The sequence below is a fragment of the Bacillus cereus group sp. TH152-1LC genome (assembly GCF_027710505.1).
GTDB lineage: Bacteria > Bacillota > Bacilli > Bacillales > Bacillaceae_G > Bacillus_A > Bacillus_A mobilis.
The window spans coordinates 72,646-96,240 of the sequence record NZ_JAQFNK010000017.1 but is presented as its reverse complement, the minus strand read 5'-3'; the positions used below and the strand labels follow the sequence as shown (position 1 = coordinate 96,240).

The window sequence follows — 23,595 nt, the reverse complement described above, 5'->3', positions numbered from 1 at the left end:
AATCCAGAGATAAGCAAAGAAGGTATATAGAGGGTAAAGTAAATCCTCACTGAAAAAAGTTTCACTTTATTTGACTGTAGAAAAAATAAGGTAAAGGTGGGAATAAAGGAATTGAGGTTACGATTAAAGTTGGTAAGTATTCATTTTATGGTTTTGTTAATGTTATGTGTAAGTTTTGTCGTATATGCACCAAAAGAAATATATGGATCCACGACTAACTTAGAAGGTCTAGGGGATATATCGCGTTATAATGCTGTTGTCTTTGGTAACCATAAAGCAGTAGGTGGCGACATTGAAGGAGCAATTGCAGTTCAAGGTGATATGGATGCATCTGGTTATACGATTGTAGGTGCAGCAGCGGGAACATCTAATATAGTTGGGGAGAAATGGGATGATGAAGGATATCCATCCTTGTTATTGTCTGGAAAATTTAAAAAATCAAGAGAGGAATCTTTTATTATTCAAAACGGAATAGTCGTAATGACAAAAGAGAGTGATCCAGATCGTATCATACAATCTTCTTATGATCGTATCGTTTATAAAGAAAAACTAGAAATTGACGCGAAATTTAATGAATTTCACAACATAGTGAACCAAGTCAGTAAAAATGCAGGTCAATATAAAACGAATACCCCAATTCCAAATATGAGTTATGGAATCGGAAAAGATATAAACAATCCTAATATTTATGTCTCATCAGAATTGGTAGGGAAAATCGATTTAGATATAAGAGATGTCTTTTTACCTAATGCGAAAGGAAAAGATTTTATCGTTATGTATTCGGATGCAATAGAGGTTACATTTAAAAATGGTGCTATCTTATATGACACGAACAATATTGGTAGGGCTACAGATATAATTCCTACATCACAACCCTATTCTCCTAATTCACCGTTCACTGAGTTATACGGGAAAGTGATGTGGGTTTTTCCTAATGCAAAAAAGATCACAACAGAGGGATATGGTGTCCTTGGGAGTGTGTTTGCTCCAAATGCCGTATTAGAAACAAAAGGAGGTTCGATTAATGGACAAGCATTTGTCGGTACGGTACAACAAACTGGTGGATTTGAATTTCACAATTTTAAATTTAACTGGCAACATTGGAACAAGCCTAGTAAAGGAAAAGTAAAGATAAAAAAAGTAGATAGTAATAATGATAATAAAGAATTGATGGGGGCAAAGTTTCATATTGAAGATTCAAATAAAAAAGTAGTTGGTGAGTTAGTAACAGATGAACAAGGAGAAGCGATATCAAAAGAATTACCAATAGGTAACTATACTCTTGCGGAAACAGAAGCGCCTAAAGGTTACGAATTATTAAAAGATAAAATAGCTGTAAAAGTAGAAAAAGATGCAGTAGTAGAAATTAAAATAGGAAATAAGAAATTACCAGATCCAATGGGGAAAATGAAGCTAGTGAAAGTAGATACGGGAGATAAAAATATAAAGTTAGTAGGAGCAAAGTTTAAAATTGAAGATTCAAAAGGAAAAGTAGTTGGAGATCTAGTAACAAATGAAGAAGGAGAAGCGATATCAAAAGAATTGTCAATTGGGAACTATACTCTAGTGGAAATAGAAGCGCCTAAAGGTTACGAATTATTAAAAGATAAAATAGCTGTAAAAGTAGAAAAAGATACAGTAGTAGAAATTAAAATAGGAAATAAGAAATTACCAAATCCAATGGGGAAAATGAAGCTAGTGAAAGTAGATACGGGAGATAAAAATATAAAGTTAGTAGGAGCAAAGTTTAAAATTGAAGATTCAAAAGGAAAAGTAGTTGGAGATCTAGTAACAAATGAAGAAGGAGAAGCAATATCAAAAGAATTGCCAATAGGTAACTATACTCTAGTGGAAGTAGAAGCACCTAAAGGTTATAAATTATTAAAAGATAAAATAGCTGTAAAAATAGAAAAAGATACAGTAGTAGAAATTAAAATAGGAAATAAGAAATTACCAGATCCGACAGGGCAATTTGAAATTGAGAAAGTTGATGATAAGGATATTAATCTAAAACTAAAAGGTGCTGTATTTCAAGTCTTAGATAAAGAAGGTAAAGAAGTTACTAGATTAACAACGGATGAAAAAGGAAAGGGGATTTCCAATCAGTTAGCACTTGGAAAGTATACGATTAAAGAAATAAAAGCGCCAAACGGATATATGTTACTTAGAGATCCAATAGAAATAGAAATTACAGAAGAGGTAAGGACACAAAAACTAACAGTGAAAAATGTGAAAAATAATTGGGTAATCCCTAATACTGGTGGCAGCGGAACAATAAGTTTTTACGTGGTTGGTTTTGTGCTAATGTTTGGTGTGTTATGCTTATATAAGAAAAATCGTATATAAATAGTATAAAACAGTTGTGTATTATGAACGGATTCCATAAAGTTAGAAAATCGTAGTGTTAGAAAAATTTCCATCATGAGTTTGGTATAGTACTGGACTCATGCTATTAAAATTATTGAAGAAGGAAGGATAATAGTAAACGTAGAATATACTAATAAATTAAAATGTCTATGAGGTGAAACTGTTGGCAATAAAACAAGACGAAATTAAAGTAGTAGTCGGAGCTGGAATGTTTAATAATAATCCAGGTTGGATACAAACGCAAGAAGATGAGCTTAACTTATTAGATAAAGCTACGTGGGAAGAAAGATTTGAATACAATTCTATTTCAGCTATTTTAGCTGAGCATGTATGGGAACACCTTACGTTTGAAGAAGGTGTAAGAGCAGCAGAAATTTGTTATGAATTTTTAAAGCCAGCAGGACACATTCGGTGCGGTGTTCCTGATGCGTTTTTCCAAGACGAAGTATACCAAAATATAGTTCAAATAGGCGGACCAGGTCCGAAAGATCATCCAGCAGCAAGTCATAAAATCGTTTATAATTATAAAACATTAACGAAAATGTTTGAAACTGCTGGATTTGAGGTAGTTTTACTTGAATATTGTGATGAAAATGGTCAGTTTTATTACAACGAATGGGATGCAAACGACGGTGTTATTTTCCGTTCTAAAAGGTATGATTCTAGAAATAAAGGCGATAAACTTGGTTTTCCATCGCTAATTGTCGATGCGATTAAGCGCTAAATCACTCAACAAAAACAAGAGTAAATTCTATCATTTCAAAAGTCGCAAATGCGGCTTTTTTTGCGTAAGTTTATATTTAATAAGGAAATGGACATACTTGATATTTCATTCTCAACATAATATAACTTGATTTAGAAAATTTTTAAGTTTTTGCAGCGCCATTAACTTTAAATTAATACTTCCGTGATATAAATATTTATTTTATATTTATATTCGTGTAAAATGAAGTAAGAACATACATTCTGTACAAGGAGGCAATTAATATGATAGCTGAAATTGGGAAACTAACTGATGGATACATTGTAAAATTTGAACGCACATTTCCATATACACTAGAGGAAATTTGGTCTGTTTTAACAGAAAACAGTAAGCTTAAAAAATGGATGTCTAATTTACAGATTGAAAGCCTTAAAACAGGTGGAATAATCAAGTTTGACATGATGGACGGTTCATTTATAAATATTGATATTTTAGAGTGTCAAGTAAACGCAGTGCTTGAATTTACTTGGGATAAAGATCGTGTCCGATTTGAAATACATAAAGAGGAAAATGGTAATCTTTTACTTCTTAAAGAATACATTCATGATTTAACAGATCATACACCGAAAGATATAGCAGGTTGGCATATTTGTTTAGATCTTTTTTCTTCCGTTCTAGAAGGAGAAGAAAAAGAATTTTCTAAAGATGAATGGCAACAGTGGTTTGAAATATATAAGGATAAGTTCCTTGAAGTAAGAGGGTAATTACGTAAAAGATTATATTTATTGTGTAATTATTATACTATAAAAATGACTTTTATGAAAAATAAGAATAGAGGTTAATATGAAAGTAAATCAATTAATTGCTAATGACATAAATAAATTAGATACAGCTATTCCATTTAATAAGTCGTTTGGAATCGCCGGTTTATCAGGATCGGGTAAAACAACTTTTTGTCAAACGATTGGCGAAGAATCAAAAAAACGATTAGTTTCTTTATTGCCAAAGGCTGAATATCAATATTTATTTCCTAATATCATGGAAACAAATTTTAGTGCTATTAAGATGGAAGATATGCCTTTAGTACTTTTTCTAGGAAAGTCATCGATTTCTTCCAACCCACGTTCAACGATAGGTACTCATACTGGTGTATTTACTGAAGTTCGCGAAAAACTTGCCGAAGTATTTCATCTTTCCCCTGAGGTTTTTTCGTTTAATAATCAGTTAGGTTGGTGTACTGGTTGTAAAGGCCGTGGTACTACTAAAAATATTGAGTGTAAAAAATGTAAGGGAAAACGTTATAACGAAGAAATCGAACAACATACTATAGATTTATTTGCTAAACCACACACAATTTCAAATATTAATGATTTAAGTGTTGAGTCTATTCTTTCGTTAGCGGAAGAGTTAAATATTAGTGAAGCGAAGCAACATATACTGCAAAATATAATTAATATGAACATTGGTTATTTAACATTAAATCGAATTATGGGTACGTTGTCTGGTGGAGAGTTAACACGACTTTATTTGGCTGAATTCATGGCAGTAAGTGAAAATGCTGTAATTATTATTGATGAGATTTCAGTTGGACTTGATCATGAAACATTAGTACAAATATTAGGAGAGATTAAACAGTTAGGGTGTAAAAATCAAATTTGGCTTATTGATCATTCAGATACAGTACTGGATAAAACAGATGAGCAATTGTTCTTTGGACCTGGTAGCGGAAAATATGGTGGGGAAATTGTGAAAGAATCACCAAGACCTAAACCAATACTGTCGGATCTAAATAAAGAAGTACCAACAGAATATTATACATTCCAAGAATTATATTGCCGTAATATCCAGATGGCGGAGTTTCAAATTCCTAAAAATAGGCTTGTAACGGTTACAGGAGAATCTGGATGTGGGAAATCTACACTTGTCAATGAATGTTTAGCTACAGATTTCATGAAACGATATCCAAAAGATAAATTAGTTATGGTAGGACAAGATCGAAATCAATCCATTACAAGTCGATCAACTGTAGCCACTTTCCTAGATATTAAAAAGAAACTAACAAAGTATAGCGAAGAAATTGATGATATTTTTGAACGTTCGATTGAGGATATTATAGATGAACTCCCAAATGAAGATATTGCGTATAAACGCTTGAGTCTACTAATTAAATTAGGACTTGGTTATTTAACGTTAGAACGAAAAACACAAACATTATCAACAGGTGAGTTTCAATGTGTTCATTTAGTTTCGGAGTTATTTGCAAACACTAGAAATCCACATACATTATTTATTTTTGATGAGCCTTCAAAAGGTTTATCACAAAATATTTTAAATCAATTTATAGCTAGTGTTAGAGGGATATTGCAAGATGAATCAGTCTCTATCATTATGATTGAACATAATAGCTACATGTTAGAAAGCTCTGATTATATTGTAGATTTCGGGAAAAGACAGCTTGAATCTATAAAGCATCTTGATGTAGTAAGTCATGAAGATTATTATCGTCAAAAAAGCATTGTGAATAATGCTGAGCAAATACATATTTCTTCAGCACTTAAACAAAAAGAAGGCGTTCACTATTTAGAAAAAAATCATATTAACTATTTTAAAAATGCGGAAAATATTTATAAGGGTGGTATTTTAAAAAGTTTATCATCAATGGCCCGTTTAATTTATGGCGAATATGAATCTGATACAATTGCACCTGTTGTTGCCATTGATCTTGAAAGACATTTATATAGTCAATATAGTTTCTTATATGAGATTGGTGGACTAATTAATCATATTGTAGCTGCTCATCCAACTAATAAAGATACGAGAAGTTTTGATTTCTATTCACAGGACAATCATTGTCCATCTTGTTCTGGACGTCTTCAAATTGAAGTTTTCGATAAAGAGATTACAATTCAAGATAAAAATGTTCTATTTTGGGACGGTTTATTTGATCCGGAAATCATGAAAGTATTAAAATTTTATCAATATGAAAAAATAGAATTTCTATTTGAAGAAATAAAAAATGAGCTTGGTCACGATTTATCAAAGAGCTATAATGATATGTCAGAAGAAGAAAAGCATACGTTTTGGTACGGATATTTTGAAAAATCATTTTATGATAAAAAAGGAAAGACACGCAGAACATGGGTAGGATTTAATACGATTATTGGTGGATATATTGTTATTTCAAAAGCAGCTATTAAAGAAGAAATTAAGTCTTCTAAAAAAATAATGACATGTCCAATTTGTGAGGGGACGGTTTTAAAGCATCATAAACCCCTTAAATTTGGTAACTTTGATATTCGTGAAATGATCAATCAACCAGTTGATGAAGTGTTGAAAATAGTCGGTGATTTACCTGCACTTCATAAATTAAAGTCTATAGTTGGTGGCGATATGAAATTGACAGAAGATGTTTCTTTATTGCCAAGAAAAGCACAAGTTGCACTGAAAATGTTTGAATTAGAACAGGCAAGCTTTTCAAACTATGAAATGGTGTTACAAAATGTTTTACCATTCTGGGATGAAATAAAAGGAAATATCGAATCCATTAGTATTAATAATCGAGTAACTGTTTGTGATTTCCCTAATGTTTATGAAACGAGAGAAAACATTATAGATAAGTATTTCACAAATGGTAAATATAAAAAACTTACGTATGTATACGAAGCGTTTGGATACAAAAAGTTAGTTACCCAAATCAATAAAATTAAAAAAAGTAATCCATGTCCATTCTGTAACGGAAAGAAAGTTATAACTGAAGATAATTTACATGATGGTGTCTTTAAATTAACAATCCCATGTGTAACTTGTAATGCAACTGGTATTAATGACGAAGGGTTAAAAGAAGTTGTTGAGGACGTGGATGTACAAACATGGTTAACTGGAAAAGTTAGTGATGTTGTGGATGAAAGCTTATTAACAGAGGCTGTTGTGCACATACCAATTTTTAATCGCATTCGCGAATTAGATAAACGAGATATGATGGCGGTTTATGAATGTCTTGAGGGTAATCAATAAAGTTTTATTAGTTAAAGTGTTATTAACATAACTTATATAAAACGTATATTCTTTATAATGTTAATAATAACGCAGTTTGATTATTATAAGGTAATGAAAAGATCCAATTTCTTAATGTCACAATTAAGAAATTGGATCTTTTAGTATTTTTATGTCCCGCATACAATATTTCCTACCAGGAGAGAAGTATTAAGGAAGGAGAGATAAACAAATAAAATGGTTAAACGATTGATATATTATGTAATTATTATATTATAAAAGTGATAAATAGGGGTGAAAAAATTTGTGATTGATATTATTTGTTTATTAATCTTTTTTTATCTGATTTTTTAAATTTAACAGAAATATATACTTGAATGAAGTATATATTTCTGTTAAATTTATCCTATGGACAGAACAAGTTTAATTAAAGGTCATTTAGAAATGTGTGTATTATCTATTTTGTCGAAAAAGAAAAGTTATGGTTATGAGATTATGAAAGAACTCGAAGTAAACAATTTAAAATTGAAAGGAGTAGGAAGTATTTACCCCATATTAACTAAGTTGAAAAATCAAGAGTGGGTTAATACTTATCAAGTAGTAACAGAAAGTGGTAAAGTTAGGATTTATTATGAAATTAATGAAAGTGGAAAAATACGTCTTGAGAAGAAAATTAATGAGTGGTTAGAATTGCAATCAGATATTCAAACATTATTAAAAAGCGGTTTGAAAGGAGAGCTTCTGAAATGAGGAATAGATTGATAGGTAAAGAAAAGCAATTTTTAACAGACGTACTTAAGGAATTAAAGCAATACGATATTAGTTTAGAAGAAAAGAAAAATATTAAGCGACAAATATTAGAACATATTCAAGAATGTCGTGAACATGGTGAAGATAGTATAGATGATTTAGGTACACCTCAATTATTTGTTCAAGATTATTTAGAAATAAATGAAATTGATTTACAAGTTAAAATGAAACAACTTAAAAATGAAAAAGGGAAATTAAACACATCTATCTTACGCGGCATATTCATCGCAATTATTACTTACCTCATCTCGCAAACTACATTCACAATATTTTTAACTGGATCATTTAATCTAACTAATAGTAAAACTACATTCCAGTATAATCTTTTATATCGTATTTCAGAAAATCAATGGTGGAATTCATTATTAATAATGATTAGTTTTATGATCTCTGTAGCAGTATTTATTAGTTTAGTAAGTTATAAAAAAAGAAAGCTGTCTAAAGCATAATGAAGAATACGCTCTATAAAATGTCTCTAATTTATATTCTTTGTAATGTATTAATGTTATGTATTACAGATTCAAAAGTTTATGCTCAGCAAAATATTAAAATTGCATTGGATAAGTATATTGAAAAATTTATAAAGGAGCAGAACATTCCAGGAGCTTCTGTTGCAATTGTACACAATAAAGATGTATTCTTCACAAAAACGATAGGGATTACTGGAGAATCTGAAAAAAAGGTAACTAGTAAAACACCATTCGCAATTGGCTCAATAAGTAAATCTTTAACAGCTTTAGCTATATTGAAATTAATTGAAGATAAAAAAATAAAATTAGAGGATTCAGTTCAACAACACCTTCCTTGGTTTAAATTAAAAGACAATCAATTAACCTCCACTATAACGATCCGAAACCTACTAACTCATACAAGCGGAATAAACACATACGAAGGTTTGGCATTATCAGATATACAATCCAAAAGTTCTTCAGCTTTAAAAGAAAATGTAAAGAAACTTTTAAATGTAAAATTAAATGCCTCACCAGGAGAAAAATATCAATATAAGTAATGCGAATTATATTGTTTTAGGTGCTCTTATTGAAGAGGTCACAAATGAAACGTATTCATCATATATGGAAAAGCATGTTTTTCAGCCGTTACATATGAATGGTGCAGCAGCAAGTAAAGAAACTGCATATGAAAAAGGTTATTTAACAGGTTATCAGTCGTGGTTTGGCATACCAAGAAAAAGTGTAGTGTCCTATGATAATGCAGGGGCACCGTATGGCTATATTACTGCAAATTTAGAAGATATGATTCAATATATTATGTTTTTGAATCGGCCAGAGGATGCTCAATTTTTAAAGCAAGAAAACATGGATCTTTATCTGTCCCCACTTTATAAAATAAATTCAGAAAAAAGTTATGGTTTTGGAGTAAGAACAACAAATATAAATGAAAGCGAAACGATGATTTGGCATTCAGGATCCACGCCTGATGCCCGTGCAGAATTATTTATTTTAAATAAAAGTGGCTGGGGTGGTGTGATTTTAACAAATAAAAATCATGTATTAGAAGAGCCAGCGTTATCAGTGTTGAAAAATGGGGTTATTAGTATTTTGAATGGAAAAGAACCAATTGATCCACCTAGAAACATACCATTTACACAAATTGTTATGTCGATAGTTATACTCGTACTTTTCATTTCGCCAATTATGTTTGTTAAAAAGTATAGGCATAAGAAAAATGTTAAAAAACTAACTTGGTTATTTGTAGGAAATCTATTTCTACTATTATCTATTATTTTCATCCCGCTTCTTACTTATAGTACAAGCTCACCATGGAAAACAATTAAAATGTTTGCGGCAGATGTAGCCTTTCTTACAAATATTATAGTAACTTTATTAGTTGTGAACGGATTAATATCAATCTTTATAGCCTTAAGACGGAAGAGAGTATAAGGGGAAATAATTAAAGAAATATAATTCAAGTGTTATAAACAGTTGACTCTCACACGATGTCATTGTTTAAGATGAAGTTGAGCTTCGAAGTAGATGTAATTTATGGGAGGAAAATATGTTTAAAATAGGGGACTTTTCAAAACTATCTTCCATTAGTATTCGTATGTTGAGACACTACGATAAAGTGGAATTATTACAACCAGTAAAAGTTGATGAACAAAGTGGATATCGATATTATTCAGCAGCACAGCTAAAGAAAGTAAATCAAATTCAAACATTAAAAGATATGGGATTTAATATTGCAACTATTAAAGAAATAGTTGCAAGTGAAAATATGGAAGTAATAAAATCACGATTTGAAAATCGTAGTGCTCAAATAAAGGATGAAATGGATGGCCTCCAAAAACAATTACGTCTTCTTGAAGCTTCTATGAAATCGATGAGAGAGGATGTAGTTGAGATGAACTATCATGTTTCAATAAAAGAAATTCCAGAAAGAAATGTCGCTAGTGTTAGAAAGATTATTCCATCATATAATCGCGAAGGGGATTTATGGGGTATATTAATGCAAGAAATACAAATGAAAGATACTAGTATTGCCCATCCGAGTTATAGTATTGCAGTTTTCCATGATCGTGAATACAAAGAAAATGATGTAGATGTAGAAATACAGTTAAGTATTTTAGGGAAGCACGAAAATACAAAACACGTCACATTTAAGAATATTGAATCAACTCATGTAGCTTCCATAACGGTTAATGGAAGTTATGAACAAATGACAGCTGTAAATGAGGCTGCGGCAAAATGGATTGAGACTGAAGGTTACGAATTAGCAGGCCCGATGTTTAATATATATCATGTGAGCCCAGCGATGGAATCGGATCCTAATAAGTGGGTAACAGAAGTTTGTTATCCAGTTAAATGATGATAAAGAAAAAAGGCATTAATTATATGCCTTTTTTCTTTGTAGGTACCGTCAGGGAAATGCGGGTTTACAACGCTAAGCCTATTGTCCTGACGATTCTCTCGTTTTTAATAATGTTAAGAAAGCTTCAGTGGTCTTAAAGAATCTAATGAGATCACTTTCTCCGAATTAAAATGGTATTCTTCTAGCAAATTAATATGTTCCCAGCCTAAAGGTGAAATATGGTGCAATAATTACGGTTATGGCGGGTGTAAACCAATTAGAACGTGATCTTATCCATATGCGATAGCGTGAGGGAATTGAATTAGCTAAAAAAGAAGGAAAGTGTAAAGGTCGGTTAAAGAAGTACTATAAAAATCATGCAGGAATGAATTATGCAGTAAAGCTTTATAAAGAGGGAGATATGACTGTAAATCAAATTTGTGAAATTACAAATGTGTCTAGGGCTTCATTATATAGAAAGCTATGGGAAGGAACAGTTGATGAGTTATACTAAAAATAGGAAATATATAATAGAAAATAAATTTCATATAGAGGTGGAATTATATGCCTAAAATTGACAATATGTTAGCGATTCTATGGATGCTTCGTTCAGGTGAAAAAATTACTGCAAAAAAAATTTCAGAAAAGTTAGAGATGAATATAAGGACTGTGTATCGTTATATTGATACAATTTCAACAAGTGGCGTACCTATAATTTCAGAATCAGGACATAACGGTGGATACACTTTATTGAACAATTTTATTGAGGCGCCTCTTTTTTTTGATTTTGAGGAGCAAACGGCACTATTTCACGCTGCTGTTTTTGCAGAAGAAGCCGGATATTATGGAGGTGAAGCACTAAATAGGGCCATTTCAAAATTAAGTAAATACTCAAATCAAGAACAGGAAACAAAGATAAATCAACATTTAGCTAGTCTTGAAGTAATAAGTCGATTATGTTCACTCTCTATGGAACCTTTTTTGAAGGAGTTGGAGCAGGCCATAGCTGACGGCTACTCAGTAAAAATTCTTTACCATAAAAGTGGCGAAAAGCAATTAAATTATAGATTGGTCGATCCGTACAAAATTATCTATTGGAATAATAAGTGGTATGTGATTGGATTTTGTCATCTTAGGAATGATATCCGTAGTTTTAGAGTAGATCGAATTGAAAGTCTAATGCTTACAGAGAATAAGTTTAACCGACCAGAAAATTTTTCAGCACGTGACTTTTTTATAAATGGTCTTCTTCCAACTATAGAAGATAAGGAAGGGACTATTTCTTTGGTTATTAATGGGGATAAAAGTGTATTGGCTGATATTTGCCAACATTGGTTTTTAGGACATTATTTACAAGAACGGACTTCAAATCAAGCAGTTTTTCTTCTTGAAAAAGATATATTACATACATATGTACCTTATTTACTTTTACCGTACAATAAATCTATTAAAGTTATTGAGCCAATAAGTCTTAAGAAAAGACTTATTGAAGTTCTTTCGGAATTAATAAAATTTCATCAAGTATGATAACTTCCCTGACGTTAACTGTCAGGGAAGTTATATTATAATAGCTATATAAATTGTGATTGGAGTGTTATTGGATGCAAACAAAAAAAGCATTTCTATATGTATTTAATACAATGTCGGACTGGGAATATGGATATTTAATTGCTGAATTAAACTCAGGAAGATATTTCAAAAAAGATTTAGCACCTTTAAAAGTAATTACAGTTGGAACTAATAAAGAAATGATTACTACTATGGGAGGACTGAGCATAAAACCAGATATTTCGCTTGATGAATGTACTTTTGAGAGTAAAGATCTTTTAATTTTACCAGGAGGGACTACTTGGAGTGAAGAAATTCATCAACCTATCTTGGAAAGAATTGGCCAAGCTTTAAAGCTTGGTACTATTGTTGCTGCAATTTGTGGCGCAACTGAGGGCCTTGCGAATATGGGATACTTAGATGCTAGAAAGCATACAAGTAATAACTTAGAATATACTAAAATGGTATGTCCTAACTATAATGGAGAAAAGTTCTATGAGTTGGAATCTGCGGTATCTGATGCGAATATAGTTACTGCATCAGGAATAGCTCCTCTGGAATTTGCAATGGAGGTACTGAAAAAAATAGATGTATTTACACCAGATACATTACATGCATGGTATAACCTAAATAAGACTCATAAACCTGAATACTTCTTCCAGTTAATGAATTCAATAAATAAATGAAGTAACTGAAGTAACTGAAAAGCTCAATTTCTCTATTTTGATTTGTAGAAAAGTTGGGCTTTTTAATTTGGAGTTTCCTTATCGTTGTAAATCCGCATCTTCCTGACGTTAGCCATTTATCAATTTATCCGTAAATATCAAGAGAAATTACTTCTTGATTCGATTCGTCAACTATTAGTACAATTTTATTTGCAAATGTACAAAATGAGCGGAGTGTAATGGAATCCTTTAATGACTCTTTTAAAAACCAACCTGTTGGTACTAAAGAAATGGAACCCTCTTTTTGAAAGAATGAATGTTTGAGGAAATATGCTATTTCTTGAGTTTCATTTAAGAACATCGGATCAATGCAATCGAATAGTACAGAATAATATTTTAATGTTCTTCTACCGACAGTTCTATTAAAAGAACGGCTTCGGTATAAATCAGGCACTACAGGATATATACCGTTAGTTAGAAGTTCTTTTAGAGTTTGTTTTGATTCTTCCTTTAAACCTATCATGAAAATTTCATGTAATTCATTATTAATAAAAACTTGTTTCACATCTTTATAATGAGGGGTTAATTCATTTTTAACTATATTTAAAGTAACGTCATTTGTAATGGGAAAGGACGTATAAACGTCCTCTTCAAGTATGACATCCATGCCACTGAAAAGTTGGCAAATTGGACTTATATTAGGTGTTGATGAGACTGTTGGAATTTTTTTAATATGAAAATTTTCATCTATATTTGATACCGAGTATTTTGGTTCATCTATTTCAATTAACCAATCAAACATTCATATAACTTCCTTTCATTATAGTTTTCTTATCGGGTACATAATGTTATAAATTTAGTAAAAGTAGCTACAGCAAATGATTGCAAGCTGAAAAAAACGATCTACTAATGTTCCCGGTGGCATAGCTAATGGAATAAGTATGTGGAAATCCTAAAATGCGTCATTGCATACTGGATGGATCAAGTCGCTTTATATAGAGGAATTTGAAAATCATCCGTCCAATACTTGTTATATATAGCATTCTTTAATTTTTTGATGAATCCTACTTTTTAGAGGTATTTTAAAATCTAAAGGAGGAAATAAAAATGAAGGCAGTATTATGAAAAAGATTTTAGTACGAACAGGATGGGGAGAAAGCTCATTAACAAAGTATAGAAATTCGTAGAAAGAAACAGTACCTGAGTATATAGCGTAAAACCTACTTGATGCTGCGTGTTGGATTGAAGATAATTTAAATACATAATAAAATTATAGTAAACTATTTTATTCGAAGATCGTTAGGAGGGAAAATGTTGATACAAATAGATAAGAATATGCGAACAGCTGGTGCGTATGTAGTTTATAAAAATTTATTTGTTTTTCAAGTTGGTCCAACGAGTAAAGGGGGTACATTAGGTGTAGTAAGGCTGGGGGGGCATAAAGAAGCCGATGAAACAGCAGTAGAAACTGCTAAAAGAGAAGTGAAAGAAGAAGCTGCTATCGATATTGCAATATTCAGTTCACCAAGTACATATTATAAAGAGAATTGGAATGCACAATCAAAGAAAATAAGAGTAGAAAATGAAATCAATCCAATATTAATTATTGATAGCCCAGATGAAACTTTATCTATTATGTATATGGCACATTCAGAAAATGAACCAACTCCATCCTCTGAAACGAACGGGTTATTATTGCTTTCAGTAAGTGATATTAGGCTAGTTTGTAGTAAGGGAATAACACTAAACGATTATATTAAACAAGGTGGAATGGCTATACTGAAAGAAAAAATGAATAAAGATTTAATCTTACAACCTTTTCCGCAACTTATGTTTTTAGCAGAACTTTTAAAAGAGGATCCTGTATTGCTTCAGCAGATTCTAAATTTATAACAAAAGCCACCTTAATAAGTGGCTTTTGTTATAAATAATTTAATGATAAGTGTATCCTCCATCAGGAAACAATACATTACCTGTAGAAAAACTGTTTTGCATTAAATATAGTACAGTATGCGCAATTTCATCATTGTGCCCAGGTCGTTTTACAAGAGATAGAGATTTATAAGTTTCATAAGAAGCTAGTCTATTTACATTTCGTTCATTCTCTCTTTGTATTGTTCCAGGAGAAACAACATTAACTCTAATTGGAGCTAGCTCAACAGCTAAAGCTTTCCCTAAACTTTCAATAGCACCATTACAAGCTCCGTAAGCAGGCGCACCTTTAAGTGGCCTTTGACTAAATGCACCGGACATTAATACGATAGATCCAGAGTTTACAAGAAAAGGAACTGCATATTTTACGGCATAATATTGTGGCCAAAATTTTCCGATAAAGCTACTTTCGGCAATATCATCTGTAGTGGTTATTGGTCCAAGTGTGTAAGAAGCTCCTGGTGTGAACAAATGATTAAAATCCCCAATGTTCTTGAAAAACGCTTGTAATTGGTTTTTATCTTGGTTATCCAATACATAAGTCTGAAGATGATTGTTTTTAATTACTTCTTGAGCAATCATTAATTTTTCTTTGGATTTTCCTGCAATAATAACATGTGCGCCTTGTTCAATTGCTTGTTGTGCTGTTGCAAACCCAATACCAGAACTTCCACCAATGATAACGATACGGCTACCTTTTAATGTAGTAATAGACATATTTAAGCGACTCCTTTAATAAAAAATTTAAAATAAAGCTGTTATGTCTTTATTATTCGCTAAAAGATAGCAAGTGAAAAGTACGCACTTTTTATGTACATAGTCGCATATTTCGTACGAATTACTTTTCCTGCGGATATGCAATGCGAAAAAAGATTTGTGATGTCAGAGGAGAGGTGTGAAAAATGGATTTACAAGAACCGAAGTTAAAAGGAGTAATAGCAACACTACAAATAATCGGTGGGAAATGGAAACCACTCATTTTGTTTATATTATTAACAGACGGAACAAAACGGTTCGGTGAATTAAAGCGATTGATACCAGATATATCTCAAGGGACTTTAGCGAAGCAATTGCGGGAATTAGAGCAAGATCAACTAATAGAACGCGAGATTTATCAAGAAATACCACCTAAAGTGGAATATAGTTTATCTGAGCATGGAAAAACAGTAAGTACCGTGTTAGATAGTATGTGTGGTTGGGGAAGAAGACATTTAGATTATATTAAAGAAGATGAACTGTAAATATATTATGTAAATTGGAATGTATCAAGCTGCTATTTCGATAATTTGTATTTTATAATATACTTAATTGAATGATGTTATCGTACATATATTCTTTTAATTGTGGTGGGATAAATTTATGTATAGCTCGAAGTAAGTAATTGTTTGGGATTGAGAGATGCGTACTTGATATAAAAGGAGCTTTTCGAATATATAAACTATGAGTCTATTTCGGGGATGATCAGGATTAAACATTTTATGCATATTAACAAAGGGGAAATAATAAAATGAACGAATTAGAGTACAAAAACTTTTATGATAAAGTAGGAAGATTAAATGGATGGGATTTTAGTAAAATAAAATGTGAAACTGTAGGAGATTCATGGGACTTTTATAGAGAGGTAAAAGAAAGATGCAAACCATCACATTTTTTATTAGATGTTGGTACAGGTGGAGGAGAAAATGTACTTAACATATCATCTTCAGCTAAATTGTTAATTGGAATAGATAATTCTAATGGCATGATTGAAACAGCACATTCTAACTTAAAAAAATCAGATGTACAAAATGTTGAGTTTCTTCAAATGGATTCTGAAGCTTTAACGTTTCCACATGCGCATTTTGATATTGCTTCTAGTTGTCACGCGCCATTTATAGCATCCGAATTAGCAAATGTAATGAAAAAAGGTGCTTTGTTTTTAACACAACAAGTTAGCGAACATGATAAATTGAACCTGAAAGAGGCATTTGGAAGAGGACAATGCTTAGGCGAAAGAGATGGAACTTTAAAAGAAAAGTATATGGGTGAACTTATAAATGCGGGATTTGAACTCGTGCAAGTACGTGAATATGATGTTACTGATTATTACAGTACGCATGAAGATCTTATCTTCTTGTTAAAACATACACCTATTATTCCTAGATTTGGAGAAGAGGAAGATGATTTTACTATTTTACAAAAGTTCATTGATGCAAATAGTTCTGAAAAAGGGATTCGTACAAATTCAAAAAGGTTTATGATTATTGCTGTGAAATTATAATGTGTTATAGAGTAAAAGCTGCTTTTCTTAAAAAAAAGCAGCTTTTTGTGTGGAAAAGTAGTTTATACAAGACATGCTAGAGGTAAAACAATGGTTAATATTGTAATAATATGTCATGTAGAAATATCGTATAGAATAAGTAAGATTTTTACTTAGAGTTTTATTTTTTTGCAGGTATATTTCCCATCGCGATAGAAATTCTATTCCAACTATTAATTTGATTAATAATTAAGACAAGGTCAATATATTGTTTTTCATCATAATGTTCGCATACTCGTTTATATAGAGAATCAGGAACTCTCTTAGTAGGAATTAGTGTAATATGCTCAGCTAGTTCCATAGCGACCTTTTCTTCTGCTGTATAAAAGTTACATTCCTCCCAAGTACTTAAGCAATAAATTCTTTGTTCACTTTCTCCCATTTTTCGTGCATCGGAAGTATGTAAATCTATACAGTAAGCACAGCCGTTGATCTGAGAAACTCTAATTTTAATAAGTTCTCTAATCGTTCGATTAATCGTTGATTGCTTTGTGTACTTTTCCATGTCCATCATAATTTTCATAGCATCCGGTGCAGCTTCATAGTAGGAAATTCTTTGAGACACAATACAACACTCCTTTTTGCTTAAGATATATTGCATTAGCTGAAAATGTTAACTTAACTGTTCTAATACAAAAGTATTAGTTTGTTAATTAAAGTTTCAATCTCCAGGTGGATTTTTCCTGTTAGTTTTTGAAATACAATACTAATAGATATAATGGATTTGGAGGTTAATTATAATGATTACACATATATCAGACATAAAACTACAAACGGTTTCCATAGAAGGGGTAAAACAAGTATATAAGGACATATTATCTTTTCCAATAAAAAAAGAAACGGGATCTTTTATTCAATTTGAAGTAACACCACACACAACAATTAGTTTTCAAGAAGTATACGAACCAATCGCACCTGCACATTTCGCTTTTGAGATTCCATATTCAAAATTTCATGAAACAGCAAGGTGGTTAAAGGATTCTGGATTACTCATTGTGAAATGGAAAAATGGAAATGTCATTGGTGAAGAGAATGCTCTATTCAATGTATACTTTAAAGACGGTGATGGAAACCTACTCGAAATTATCGCACATCGTTATGTTAAAGAAGATGTATTAGTACCGCATTCCCCTTTAAACATTTTATATGTAAGGGAAATCGGACTTCCCGTTAAAAGTGTACCTGTATTTACAGAATGGCTAAAATCAAATCTAAATATGAAAACGATGGAAGATGGGGATATTTTCAACTTTGTTATAGGGGGCACAGCATATATTGTTGCAACATGGTGGCAACGACCTTGGATCCCAATTGCAATGAAAGCTTTACCACCGAAAGTAAACGTATCTTTCGGAACACCGAACCCTGCATTTTTACAGCAAATCCAAATTAACTTTAAGAGAAATAGTGTACCATTTCAATGTAAACATAATGAAGTATCATTTATTGAGCAAGGATATGCATTTTCAATTGTGTATACACCACATTTTCCTACCGATATTCCTAGTAAATTAAACTTACCACTTTCTATTTAAGGATAGAAAGTGGTAAGTTTTTTATATTTTCGTAGAGAAGGGTTTCCGCATAATTACACTGAATTTATATAGGAGAATAAGGTGTCAGCTTAATTTACAATAAGGAGAGAAATGAATTGAATTTAGGAAATCCGATAGCTAAAGGGAATACAGCGGAAATCTATCTCTATGATAGTAAGGTTGTGAAATTATTTAAAGAATATCTTCCAGATACAGAGTCTATAAATGAAGCAAAAAAACAAAAATATGCTTATTCATGTGGGCTATCAGTTCCAAGCGTATTTGAAGTGACAAAGATACAAAATAGACAGGCAGTTGTTATGGAATACGTAAAAGGTGACAGTATAGGTGATCTCCTGCTTAATAATCTAAATGAGTCAGAGCATTACATAAATATTTGTGTAAATGAACAAAAAAAGATTCACTCTATTCGTGTGAACACTGATGAAATAGAATCAATGAGAGAAAGATTAGAGCGACAAATTAAATCTGTTTATAAATTGGATGAAAAACAAAAGGGAAATATATTGAATAAGTTACATTCAATCAAATTTGAACCTAAATTATGCCATGGTGATTTCCATCCATTTAATCTAATTTTGAGTGGAAAGAATGTAAATATTATAGACTGGGTAGATGCTTGTTCAGGTGATATTCGTGCAGATGTGTTTCGTACATATTTATTGTATGCGCAGTCTTATATAGAATTAGCAGAAATGTATTTGCAAATATATTGCAGTAATACTGATATAACAAGAGATGAGATCTTTCAATGGGCCCCTATTATGATTGCAGCTAGGTTTTCTGAGGAAGTATCTCCGCAAAATGAAGTGTATTTAAACAGATTATTGACTCAGTATTTATAAGTAATAAAACAAGGTTGTTTAGTAGCCAATTAATAAATACTGTTGTTTAACTAAAGTTTCCTTGTAGTTAAACAACAGTATTTTTAAACATTGATAAAGGGATATTTAGTTTCGATCTTCATCCTATAAAGATTCATTATCCGTACTTGTTCCTCAGTTAATTCTTCTTTATCCCAATACATATGCATTAAGCTATATTCAAAAATCTCCTTTAATTTAATAAACATAGGCAACTGGTCTATCATCTCTTTAGGCAGTTCATTTTCCTCTTGATATCCGTCAAATATTGCTTTTGTAATAGAACGCTCATAGTCTGCGATATTCCCATTTCCAGCAAATGAATATTCTATCGCACTATAAATAGGAACTGCTAAATCAAATATATAAAAATGTTTTTCACAGTCTTGAAAATCAATCATTGTTAAGTTTGAATTGTTTTCAACTAAAATGTTTTCTAACCATAAATCACCGTGAATTAAGCCGTAATTCGAAGGGGATTTCTCTAGCCCCTTTATAGAAGTTAAAACGTCAGATGCAATTTCTCTTATAGTAGTTTCTTCTTTAGGGATATACTTAAGAAAATTATATTCTTCATTTTCATACCAATCGTTTATATGTTTAACCAGTTTAGTCTTTTCAAAGCTTTTAGAAATACGATGTAATTTTCCAATTTGTTTACCAAGCTTTCTAAATATATTAGAATTCCATTCACACCTTGGTAAATGTATACCTGGAGCAGCTTTATATAATACAGCAAAAATCTCCTTGTCTAATGTTAACCTTTCTACTAAATTCCCATTAAGAGAAGGTATGATTGGAGGAACTGCTAAACCATTTTCATATAAAAATTTCGTGTATGTAACTTCTTCTACCTGTTCTTCATATGTTTTGTAGTTTGTAATTCTAATGAAGTATGTACCTAGTTCTGTAAGACATTGATACATTTCATTCGTTATTGGTTTCATGTTAATAAAATTTAACGAATATTGTTCATTTATTAATTGAAGTATTTCTTTTTCTAGCTCGTTCATTGTAACGTCCTTTCCAAACTTTACTTTTTTACTTGAGAACGAAAAGATTCTTAATTTACAACATTCGTGCTTTATTTTTGATTTCCTTTAAAATAAAGCATAAAGTAATGAATGGCTCATGTTATAAAACACAAGAAATATCAAAAGAAAGTAATGAACATCTTTTATAATGCTTAATAAGGGGGGAAGTAAATGAATGAACATATACAGAAGATGATTGATTGGATTGAGAGCAGATTAAAAGAAGAATTTTCATTAAATGAATTATCTCGTTATATGGGTTATTCTCCGTATTACTGTTCTTTTAGATTTCACCAAGTAACAGGCATTAGTATTAGACGCTATATTCTTTTGAGAAGATTGTATTTATCTACGGAGGATTTGACGAATAATAGAAAGATAATACATATTGCATTGGATTATGATTATTCTTCGCAAGAGGCTTATAGTAGAGCTTTTAAGAATGTTTTTGGAATGAATCCAAGAGAATTTAAGCTTAACAACATGCCTACTCAATCATTTATTAAACTAAAAATAGAAGGGGAGTTTAAAATGAATGTTTCTAAAAAATTAGAAGTTGAGCAGTTACGAAATGCGAAAAGAGAGCTGTTTGATAAAGATGTACTAAATATATTAAATGGTCAAATGATGTATGAAGAATTTAAAAATGAAAAACTAATGGGTAATTCTGAATATGCACCATTTAATGAGGCAATGTGTGTGAACCTGGCTACTACACAAGTTTTTAATGATGAGTTTATTAAAACAAGAGCAGAAGGTCATAACAGTTCAGTAGAAAGTTATACAAAAAAGGTCATAGATCCGTTAGAAAATCTATTTACGAAAAAGTATAAATGTATTGTTTTATGGTTCGGTGAAGATATGTTTTGTCAAATGAATCTACTTACTTTACTTTCATACCTTGAACAGTCTTCTTATGAAGGGAAGGTATACTTAAATAGCTTCAGAGAGGATGAATTTAAAGTAAGTCAAATTGAACTTGGATTGGGGGATTATTCTTCTATATACAATGAAGTATTAGTAAACCATAAAAAGGCTTCCCGTAAGGTACCACCTGTAATGTACCAGGCTATAGACTTATATTTAGAAATGCTAAAAGAAAATAATATCGTAATGAAATTCATCTCTAAAAATCAAGGTTTCTCAAATCAAGAATTATTAATAAAGTTGTTTCAACTTTTTCCAGCAATCGGATATGGTGATTCTCAGTACATAGAATTGATAAATAAAATAAAGAAGAAAGCCGAACCTAAAATATAGGAACAGCTTCCTTCTTACAATTGTTCAAGTGACTCTAATTCACCCTCTACAAATAACATTAGTTCTTTAATCGTTTCTCCAGAAAAATCAAAACGAATACCGGCTGCTTCATATACTTCAGTTAAAGATTTAGAGCTACCCAATGATAAAGCTTTTTTATAATTTTCTAGTGCTTGTTTAGGATTTTCTTTATATTGTTTATACATTTGCAACGCACCAAGTTGTGCGATAGCATATTCGATGTAATAGAATGGTATTTCGAATATGTGCAGTACAGGTAACCAGCCAGTTGCGATCCAATTTTCATACCCTTCGATATTTACGACGTTTGATTGGTAAGTGTTATGTAATTCTAAATATTTTTCGTTTCTTTCCTTAGCGGTATGATTAGGATTTTCATACATCCAATGCTGGAATTGATCAACGATAAGCGTTGGTGGTAAATACTTTACAATATCTTTAAAGAAATCCAATTTTGCTTTTATAAATTCTTCTGTATTCTCATAAAATGTATCCCAATATTCCATCGAAAATAATTCCATTGTCATGCTAGCGAGTTCAGCTGATTCAGAAGGGATTTCTAAATATTTTTGTAGCTCTAGCTGATTCATACACTCATTATGAATACTATGGCCCATTTCATGGAGGAAAGTAGTAACGTCATAATGTGTATGATTTAGATTCATGAAAATGAAAGATAATCGAGAAGCAGGTAAGTATTCGCAAAATCCTCCAGGTCCTTTTCCTTTACGACTTTCTAAATCTAAGCAATTATTTTTATGCATACGGTTTAATAATGCAGAAAATTCTGGGTCTAGTTTGTGTAAAATACGAGAACTTTTTTTGACTAAATCACTCGCATCTTCGATAGGTTTTAATACTTTTTGATTCGGTGCGGTTGCTTTTTGATCCCATGGACGAAGACTATCTACTTGAAGTTCAGATTTTTTCTCATTCAATATTTTATCGATAAGTGGTACAACGTATTTACGAATAGATTCAGCCAGCTCATAGCAATCTTCAGGTGTATAATCAAATCGTTCATGTTTTTTAAACATATAATCACGATAATTATCTAATTGAATGTTTTTTGCTTTTTGGTGACGGATTACGATTAATTCATTTAATATATTCTGTAATGTATCTTCAACAGATAAGAATGTTTCAGAAATGAGTGTTTTTGCTTTTTTTCTTATATGACGATCCGGATCTTGTAAGTAAGACTGTAGTTCAGTAATTGTTTTCTCTTCACCGTCCCATAGTGCAATTAAACCACCTGTAATTTCGAAGTACTCGGTTACTAGTTTGTCTTCAGTTACCTCTAGATCCATGTTCTTTTCACAAAATAATGTTTGCGCATTCTTAATTTTTTTATCTAGTAAGCTATACGTTTTTGGATCAAGTTCCATTCGAAAAGGAGATTCTAAATATTTATTATCAAATGAATTTTGATAACGTTTCAAAAGAGGTCGTACATATTGTTGATCATATTCAAAAGTATCTTTTATTTTTTTATTATCTGTATTACATTGAAAGGCGATATAGTGCGATGTTAATTGTTCTTCAATTTTCCAAATGACTGTAGATTGTTTTTTTAACCAGTTTTCAAGCTCTAGTTTTGAAGAAATCTCTTCATTTAATAAAGTAGAAAGAGTCTTTTCTAATTCTAAAACGTTACTAATATCAATTGTATTTAAGCGCTGCATAACATATCCCTCACTTTTTATTTATTCATGTAGATATTCTATTTATTAATT

The 23,595-nt window shown here is 31.2% G+C and carries 20 protein-coding genes and 2 pseudogenes; 17 read left to right on the top strand and 5 right to left on the bottom strand.

Going from position 1 to position 23,595, the window contains the following annotated elements; genetic code table 11:
- Positions 1–111 precede the first annotated feature (111 nt).
- From PDL00_RS26485 to PDL00_RS26435, 11 genes and pseudogenes are all read left to right on the top strand, one after another.
- Positions 112–2,346, top strand: a complete 2,235-nt coding sequence (locus PDL00_RS26485) for a SpaA isopeptide-forming pilin-related protein (protein WP_270732251.1) — start codon at positions 112–114, stop codon at positions 2,344–2,346.
- Positions 2,347–2,530: 184 nt separating this feature from the next.
- Positions 2,531–3,091 (top strand): class I SAM-dependent methyltransferase, encoded by a 561-nt coding sequence (locus tag PDL00_RS26480; protein ID WP_270732248.1) that lies wholly within the window; start codon positions 2,531–2,533, stop codon positions 3,089–3,091.
- 263 nt (positions 3,092–3,354) lie between these two features.
- Positions 3,355–3,834 carry an SRPBCC family protein gene (locus PDL00_RS26475; protein ID WP_270732247.1) on the top strand — a complete coding sequence of 160 codons (480 nt, stop codon included), beginning with the start codon at positions 3,355–3,357 and terminating at the stop codon, positions 3,832–3,834.
- A gap of 79 nt (positions 3,835–3,913) precedes the next feature.
- Positions 3,914–7,084 carry an ATP-binding cassette domain-containing protein gene (locus tag PDL00_RS26470; RefSeq protein ID WP_270732246.1) on the top strand — a complete coding sequence of 1,057 codons (3,171 nt, stop codon included), beginning with the start codon at positions 3,914–3,916 and terminating at the stop codon, positions 7,082–7,084.
- Between the two features lie 423 nt (positions 7,085–7,507).
- On the top strand, positions 7,508–7,813 hold the full coding sequence (locus PDL00_RS26465; protein WP_316251378.1) for a PadR family transcriptional regulator: 306 nt from the start codon (positions 7,508–7,510) through the stop codon (positions 7,811–7,813).
- The gene (locus tag PDL00_RS26460; protein ID WP_270732244.1) at positions 7,810–8,322 is read left to right on the top strand and encodes a hypothetical protein; all 513 of its coding nucleotides are present in this window, start codon (positions 7,810–7,812) and stop codon (positions 8,320–8,322) included. The genes PDL00_RS26465 and PDL00_RS26460 overlap by 4 nt, the downstream gene beginning before the upstream one ends.
- Positions 8,322–9,774, top strand: a pseudogene (locus PDL00_RS26455) (serine hydrolase domain-containing protein). The gene PDL00_RS26460 and the pseudogene PDL00_RS26455 overlap by 1 nt, the downstream one beginning before the upstream one ends.
- A gap of 115 nt (positions 9,775–9,889) precedes the next feature.
- On the top strand, positions 9,890–10,699 hold the full coding sequence (locus PDL00_RS26450) for a MerR family transcriptional regulator (protein ID WP_270732242.1): 810 nt from the start codon (positions 9,890–9,892) through the stop codon (positions 10,697–10,699).
- 229 nt (positions 10,700–10,928) lie between these two features.
- Positions 10,929–11,195 (top strand): annotated as a pseudogene (locus PDL00_RS26445) (recombinase family protein); the annotation flags it as partial.
- A gap of 50 nt (positions 11,196–11,245) precedes the next feature.
- Positions 11,246–12,208 (top strand): helix-turn-helix transcriptional regulator, encoded by a 963-nt coding sequence (locus PDL00_RS26440; protein ID WP_270732241.1) that lies wholly within the window; start codon positions 11,246–11,248, stop codon positions 12,206–12,208.
- 74 nt (positions 12,209–12,282) lie between these two features.
- Positions 12,283–12,915 carry a type 1 glutamine amidotransferase family protein gene (locus tag PDL00_RS26435; protein WP_270732239.1) on the top strand — a complete coding sequence of 211 codons (633 nt, stop codon included), beginning with the start codon at positions 12,283–12,285 and terminating at the stop codon, positions 12,913–12,915.
- A gap of 124 nt (positions 12,916–13,039) precedes the next feature.
- On the opposite strand, the gene PDL00_RS26430 is transcribed toward PDL00_RS26435, so the two are convergent.
- The gene (locus tag PDL00_RS26430; RefSeq protein WP_242250505.1) at positions 13,040–13,696 is read right to left on the bottom strand and encodes a hypothetical protein; all 657 of its coding nucleotides are present in this window, start codon (positions 13,694–13,696) and stop codon (positions 13,040–13,042) included.
- Between the two features lie 512 nt (positions 13,697–14,208).
- Here PDL00_RS26430 and PDL00_RS26425 point away from each other — a divergent pair.
- Positions 14,209–14,787: an NUDIX hydrolase gene (locus PDL00_RS26425; protein ID WP_242250506.1), complete on the top strand. Its 579-nt coding sequence runs from the start codon at positions 14,209–14,211 to the stop codon at positions 14,785–14,787.
- A 39-nt stretch (positions 14,788–14,826) separates the two neighbouring features.
- Here PDL00_RS26425 and PDL00_RS26420 read toward each other — a convergent pair whose 3' ends face one another.
- Entirely contained in the window at positions 14,827–15,543 is a 717-nt protein-coding gene (locus PDL00_RS26420) for an SDR family oxidoreductase (protein WP_242250507.1), read from the bottom strand.
- 185 nt (positions 15,544–15,728) lie between these two features.
- Between PDL00_RS26420 and PDL00_RS26415 the strand changes: the two genes are divergently transcribed.
- Both PDL00_RS26415 and PDL00_RS26410 read left to right on the top strand, forming a co-directional pair.
- A complete protein-coding gene (locus tag PDL00_RS26415; RefSeq protein WP_242250508.1) occupies positions 15,729–16,067 on the top strand; it encodes a winged helix-turn-helix transcriptional regulator in 339 nt (112 codons plus the stop codon).
- 266 nt (positions 16,068–16,333) lie between these two features.
- Positions 16,334–17,086, top strand: coding sequence for a class I SAM-dependent methyltransferase (locus tag PDL00_RS26410; RefSeq protein ID WP_242250509.1), 753 nt, complete (start codon positions 16,334–16,336; stop codon positions 17,084–17,086).
- 160 nt (positions 17,087–17,246) lie between these two features.
- On the opposite strand, the gene PDL00_RS26405 is transcribed toward PDL00_RS26410, so the two are convergent.
- Positions 17,247–17,690 carry a carboxymuconolactone decarboxylase family protein gene (locus PDL00_RS26405; RefSeq protein ID WP_242250510.1) on the bottom strand — a complete coding sequence of 148 codons (444 nt, stop codon included), beginning with the start codon at positions 17,688–17,690 and terminating at the stop codon, positions 17,247–17,249.
- 175 nt (positions 17,691–17,865) lie between these two features.
- Here PDL00_RS26405 and PDL00_RS26400 point away from each other — a divergent pair, with 175 nt between their 5' ends.
- Together PDL00_RS26400 and PDL00_RS26395 are read left to right on the top strand one after the other, a co-directional pair.
- The gene (locus tag PDL00_RS26400) at positions 17,866–18,660 is read left to right on the top strand and encodes a VOC family protein (protein WP_270732235.1); all 795 of its coding nucleotides are present in this window, start codon (positions 17,866–17,868) and stop codon (positions 18,658–18,660) included.
- A gap of 116 nt (positions 18,661–18,776) precedes the next feature.
- A complete protein-coding gene (locus tag PDL00_RS26395) occupies positions 18,777–19,526 on the top strand; it encodes an aminoglycoside phosphotransferase family protein (RefSeq protein ID WP_270732234.1) in 750 nt (249 codons plus the stop codon).
- A gap of 83 nt (positions 19,527–19,609) precedes the next feature.
- Here PDL00_RS26395 and PDL00_RS26390 read toward each other — a convergent pair whose 3' ends face one another.
- Complete coding sequence (locus PDL00_RS26390) at positions 19,610–20,557, bottom strand: phosphotransferase enzyme family protein (RefSeq protein WP_270732233.1); 948 nt, start codon at positions 20,555–20,557, stop codon at positions 19,610–19,612.
- Positions 20,558–20,749: 192 nt separating this feature from the next.
- Between PDL00_RS26390 and PDL00_RS26385 the strand changes: the two genes are divergently transcribed.
- Positions 20,750–21,838 (top strand): helix-turn-helix domain-containing protein, encoded by a 1,089-nt coding sequence (locus PDL00_RS26385; protein WP_270732232.1) that lies wholly within the window; start codon positions 20,750–20,752, stop codon positions 21,836–21,838.
- A 14-nt stretch (positions 21,839–21,852) separates the two neighbouring features.
- Here PDL00_RS26385 and PDL00_RS26380 read toward each other — a convergent pair whose 3' ends face one another.
- Positions 21,853–23,544, bottom strand: a complete 1,692-nt coding sequence (locus PDL00_RS26380; RefSeq protein ID WP_270732231.1) for a M3 family oligoendopeptidase — start codon at positions 23,542–23,544, stop codon at positions 21,853–21,855.
- Positions 23,545–23,595: the final 51 nt, after the last annotated feature.

Bases quoted from the DNA above. Each gene is read 5' to 3' on its own strand.
- PDL00_RS26465 (WP_316251378.1), top strand. From the start codon at position 7,508: ATGTGTGTATTATCTATTTTGTCGAAAAAGAAAAGTTATGGTTATGAG.
- PDL00_RS26380 (WP_270732231.1), bottom strand. From the start codon at position 23,544: ATGCAGCGCTTAAATACAATTGATATTAGTAACGTTTTAGAATTAGAA.
- PDL00_RS26415 (WP_242250508.1), top strand. From the start codon at position 15,729: ATGGATTTACAAGAACCGAAGTTAAAAGGAGTAATAGCAACACTACAA.
- PDL00_RS26460 (WP_270732244.1), top strand. From the start codon at position 7,810: ATGAGGAATAGATTGATAGGTAAAGAAAAGCAATTTTTAACAGACGTA.
- PDL00_RS26390 (WP_270732233.1), bottom strand. From the start codon at position 20,557: ATGAACGAGCTAGAAAAAGAAATACTTCAATTAATAAATGAACAATAT.
- PDL00_RS26410 (WP_242250509.1), top strand. From the start codon at position 16,334: ATGAACGAATTAGAGTACAAAAACTTTTATGATAAAGTAGGAAGATTA.
- PDL00_RS26475 (WP_270732247.1), top strand. From the start codon at position 3,355: ATGATAGCTGAAATTGGGAAACTAACTGATGGATACATTGTAAAATTT.
- PDL00_RS26435 (WP_270732239.1), top strand. From the start codon at position 12,283: ATGCAAACAAAAAAAGCATTTCTATATGTATTTAATACAATGTCGGAC.
- PDL00_RS26400 (WP_270732235.1), top strand. From the start codon at position 17,866: ATGATTACACATATATCAGACATAAAACTACAAACGGTTTCCATAGAA.
- PDL00_RS26450 (WP_270732242.1), top strand. From the start codon at position 9,890: ATGTTTAAAATAGGGGACTTTTCAAAACTATCTTCCATTAGTATTCGT.
- PDL00_RS26470 (WP_270732246.1), top strand. From the start codon at position 3,914: ATGAAAGTAAATCAATTAATTGCTAATGACATAAATAAATTAGATACA.
- PDL00_RS26440 (WP_270732241.1), top strand. From the start codon at position 11,246: ATGCCTAAAATTGACAATATGTTAGCGATTCTATGGATGCTTCGTTCA.
- PDL00_RS26430 (WP_242250505.1), bottom strand. From the start codon at position 13,696: ATGTTTGATTGGTTAATTGAAATAGATGAACCAAAATACTCGGTATCA.
- PDL00_RS26420 (WP_242250507.1), bottom strand. From the start codon at position 15,543: ATGTCTATTACTACATTAAAAGGTAGCCGTATCGTTATCATTGGTGGA.
- PDL00_RS26385 (WP_270732232.1), top strand. From the start codon at position 20,750: ATGAATGAACATATACAGAAGATGATTGATTGGATTGAGAGCAGATTA.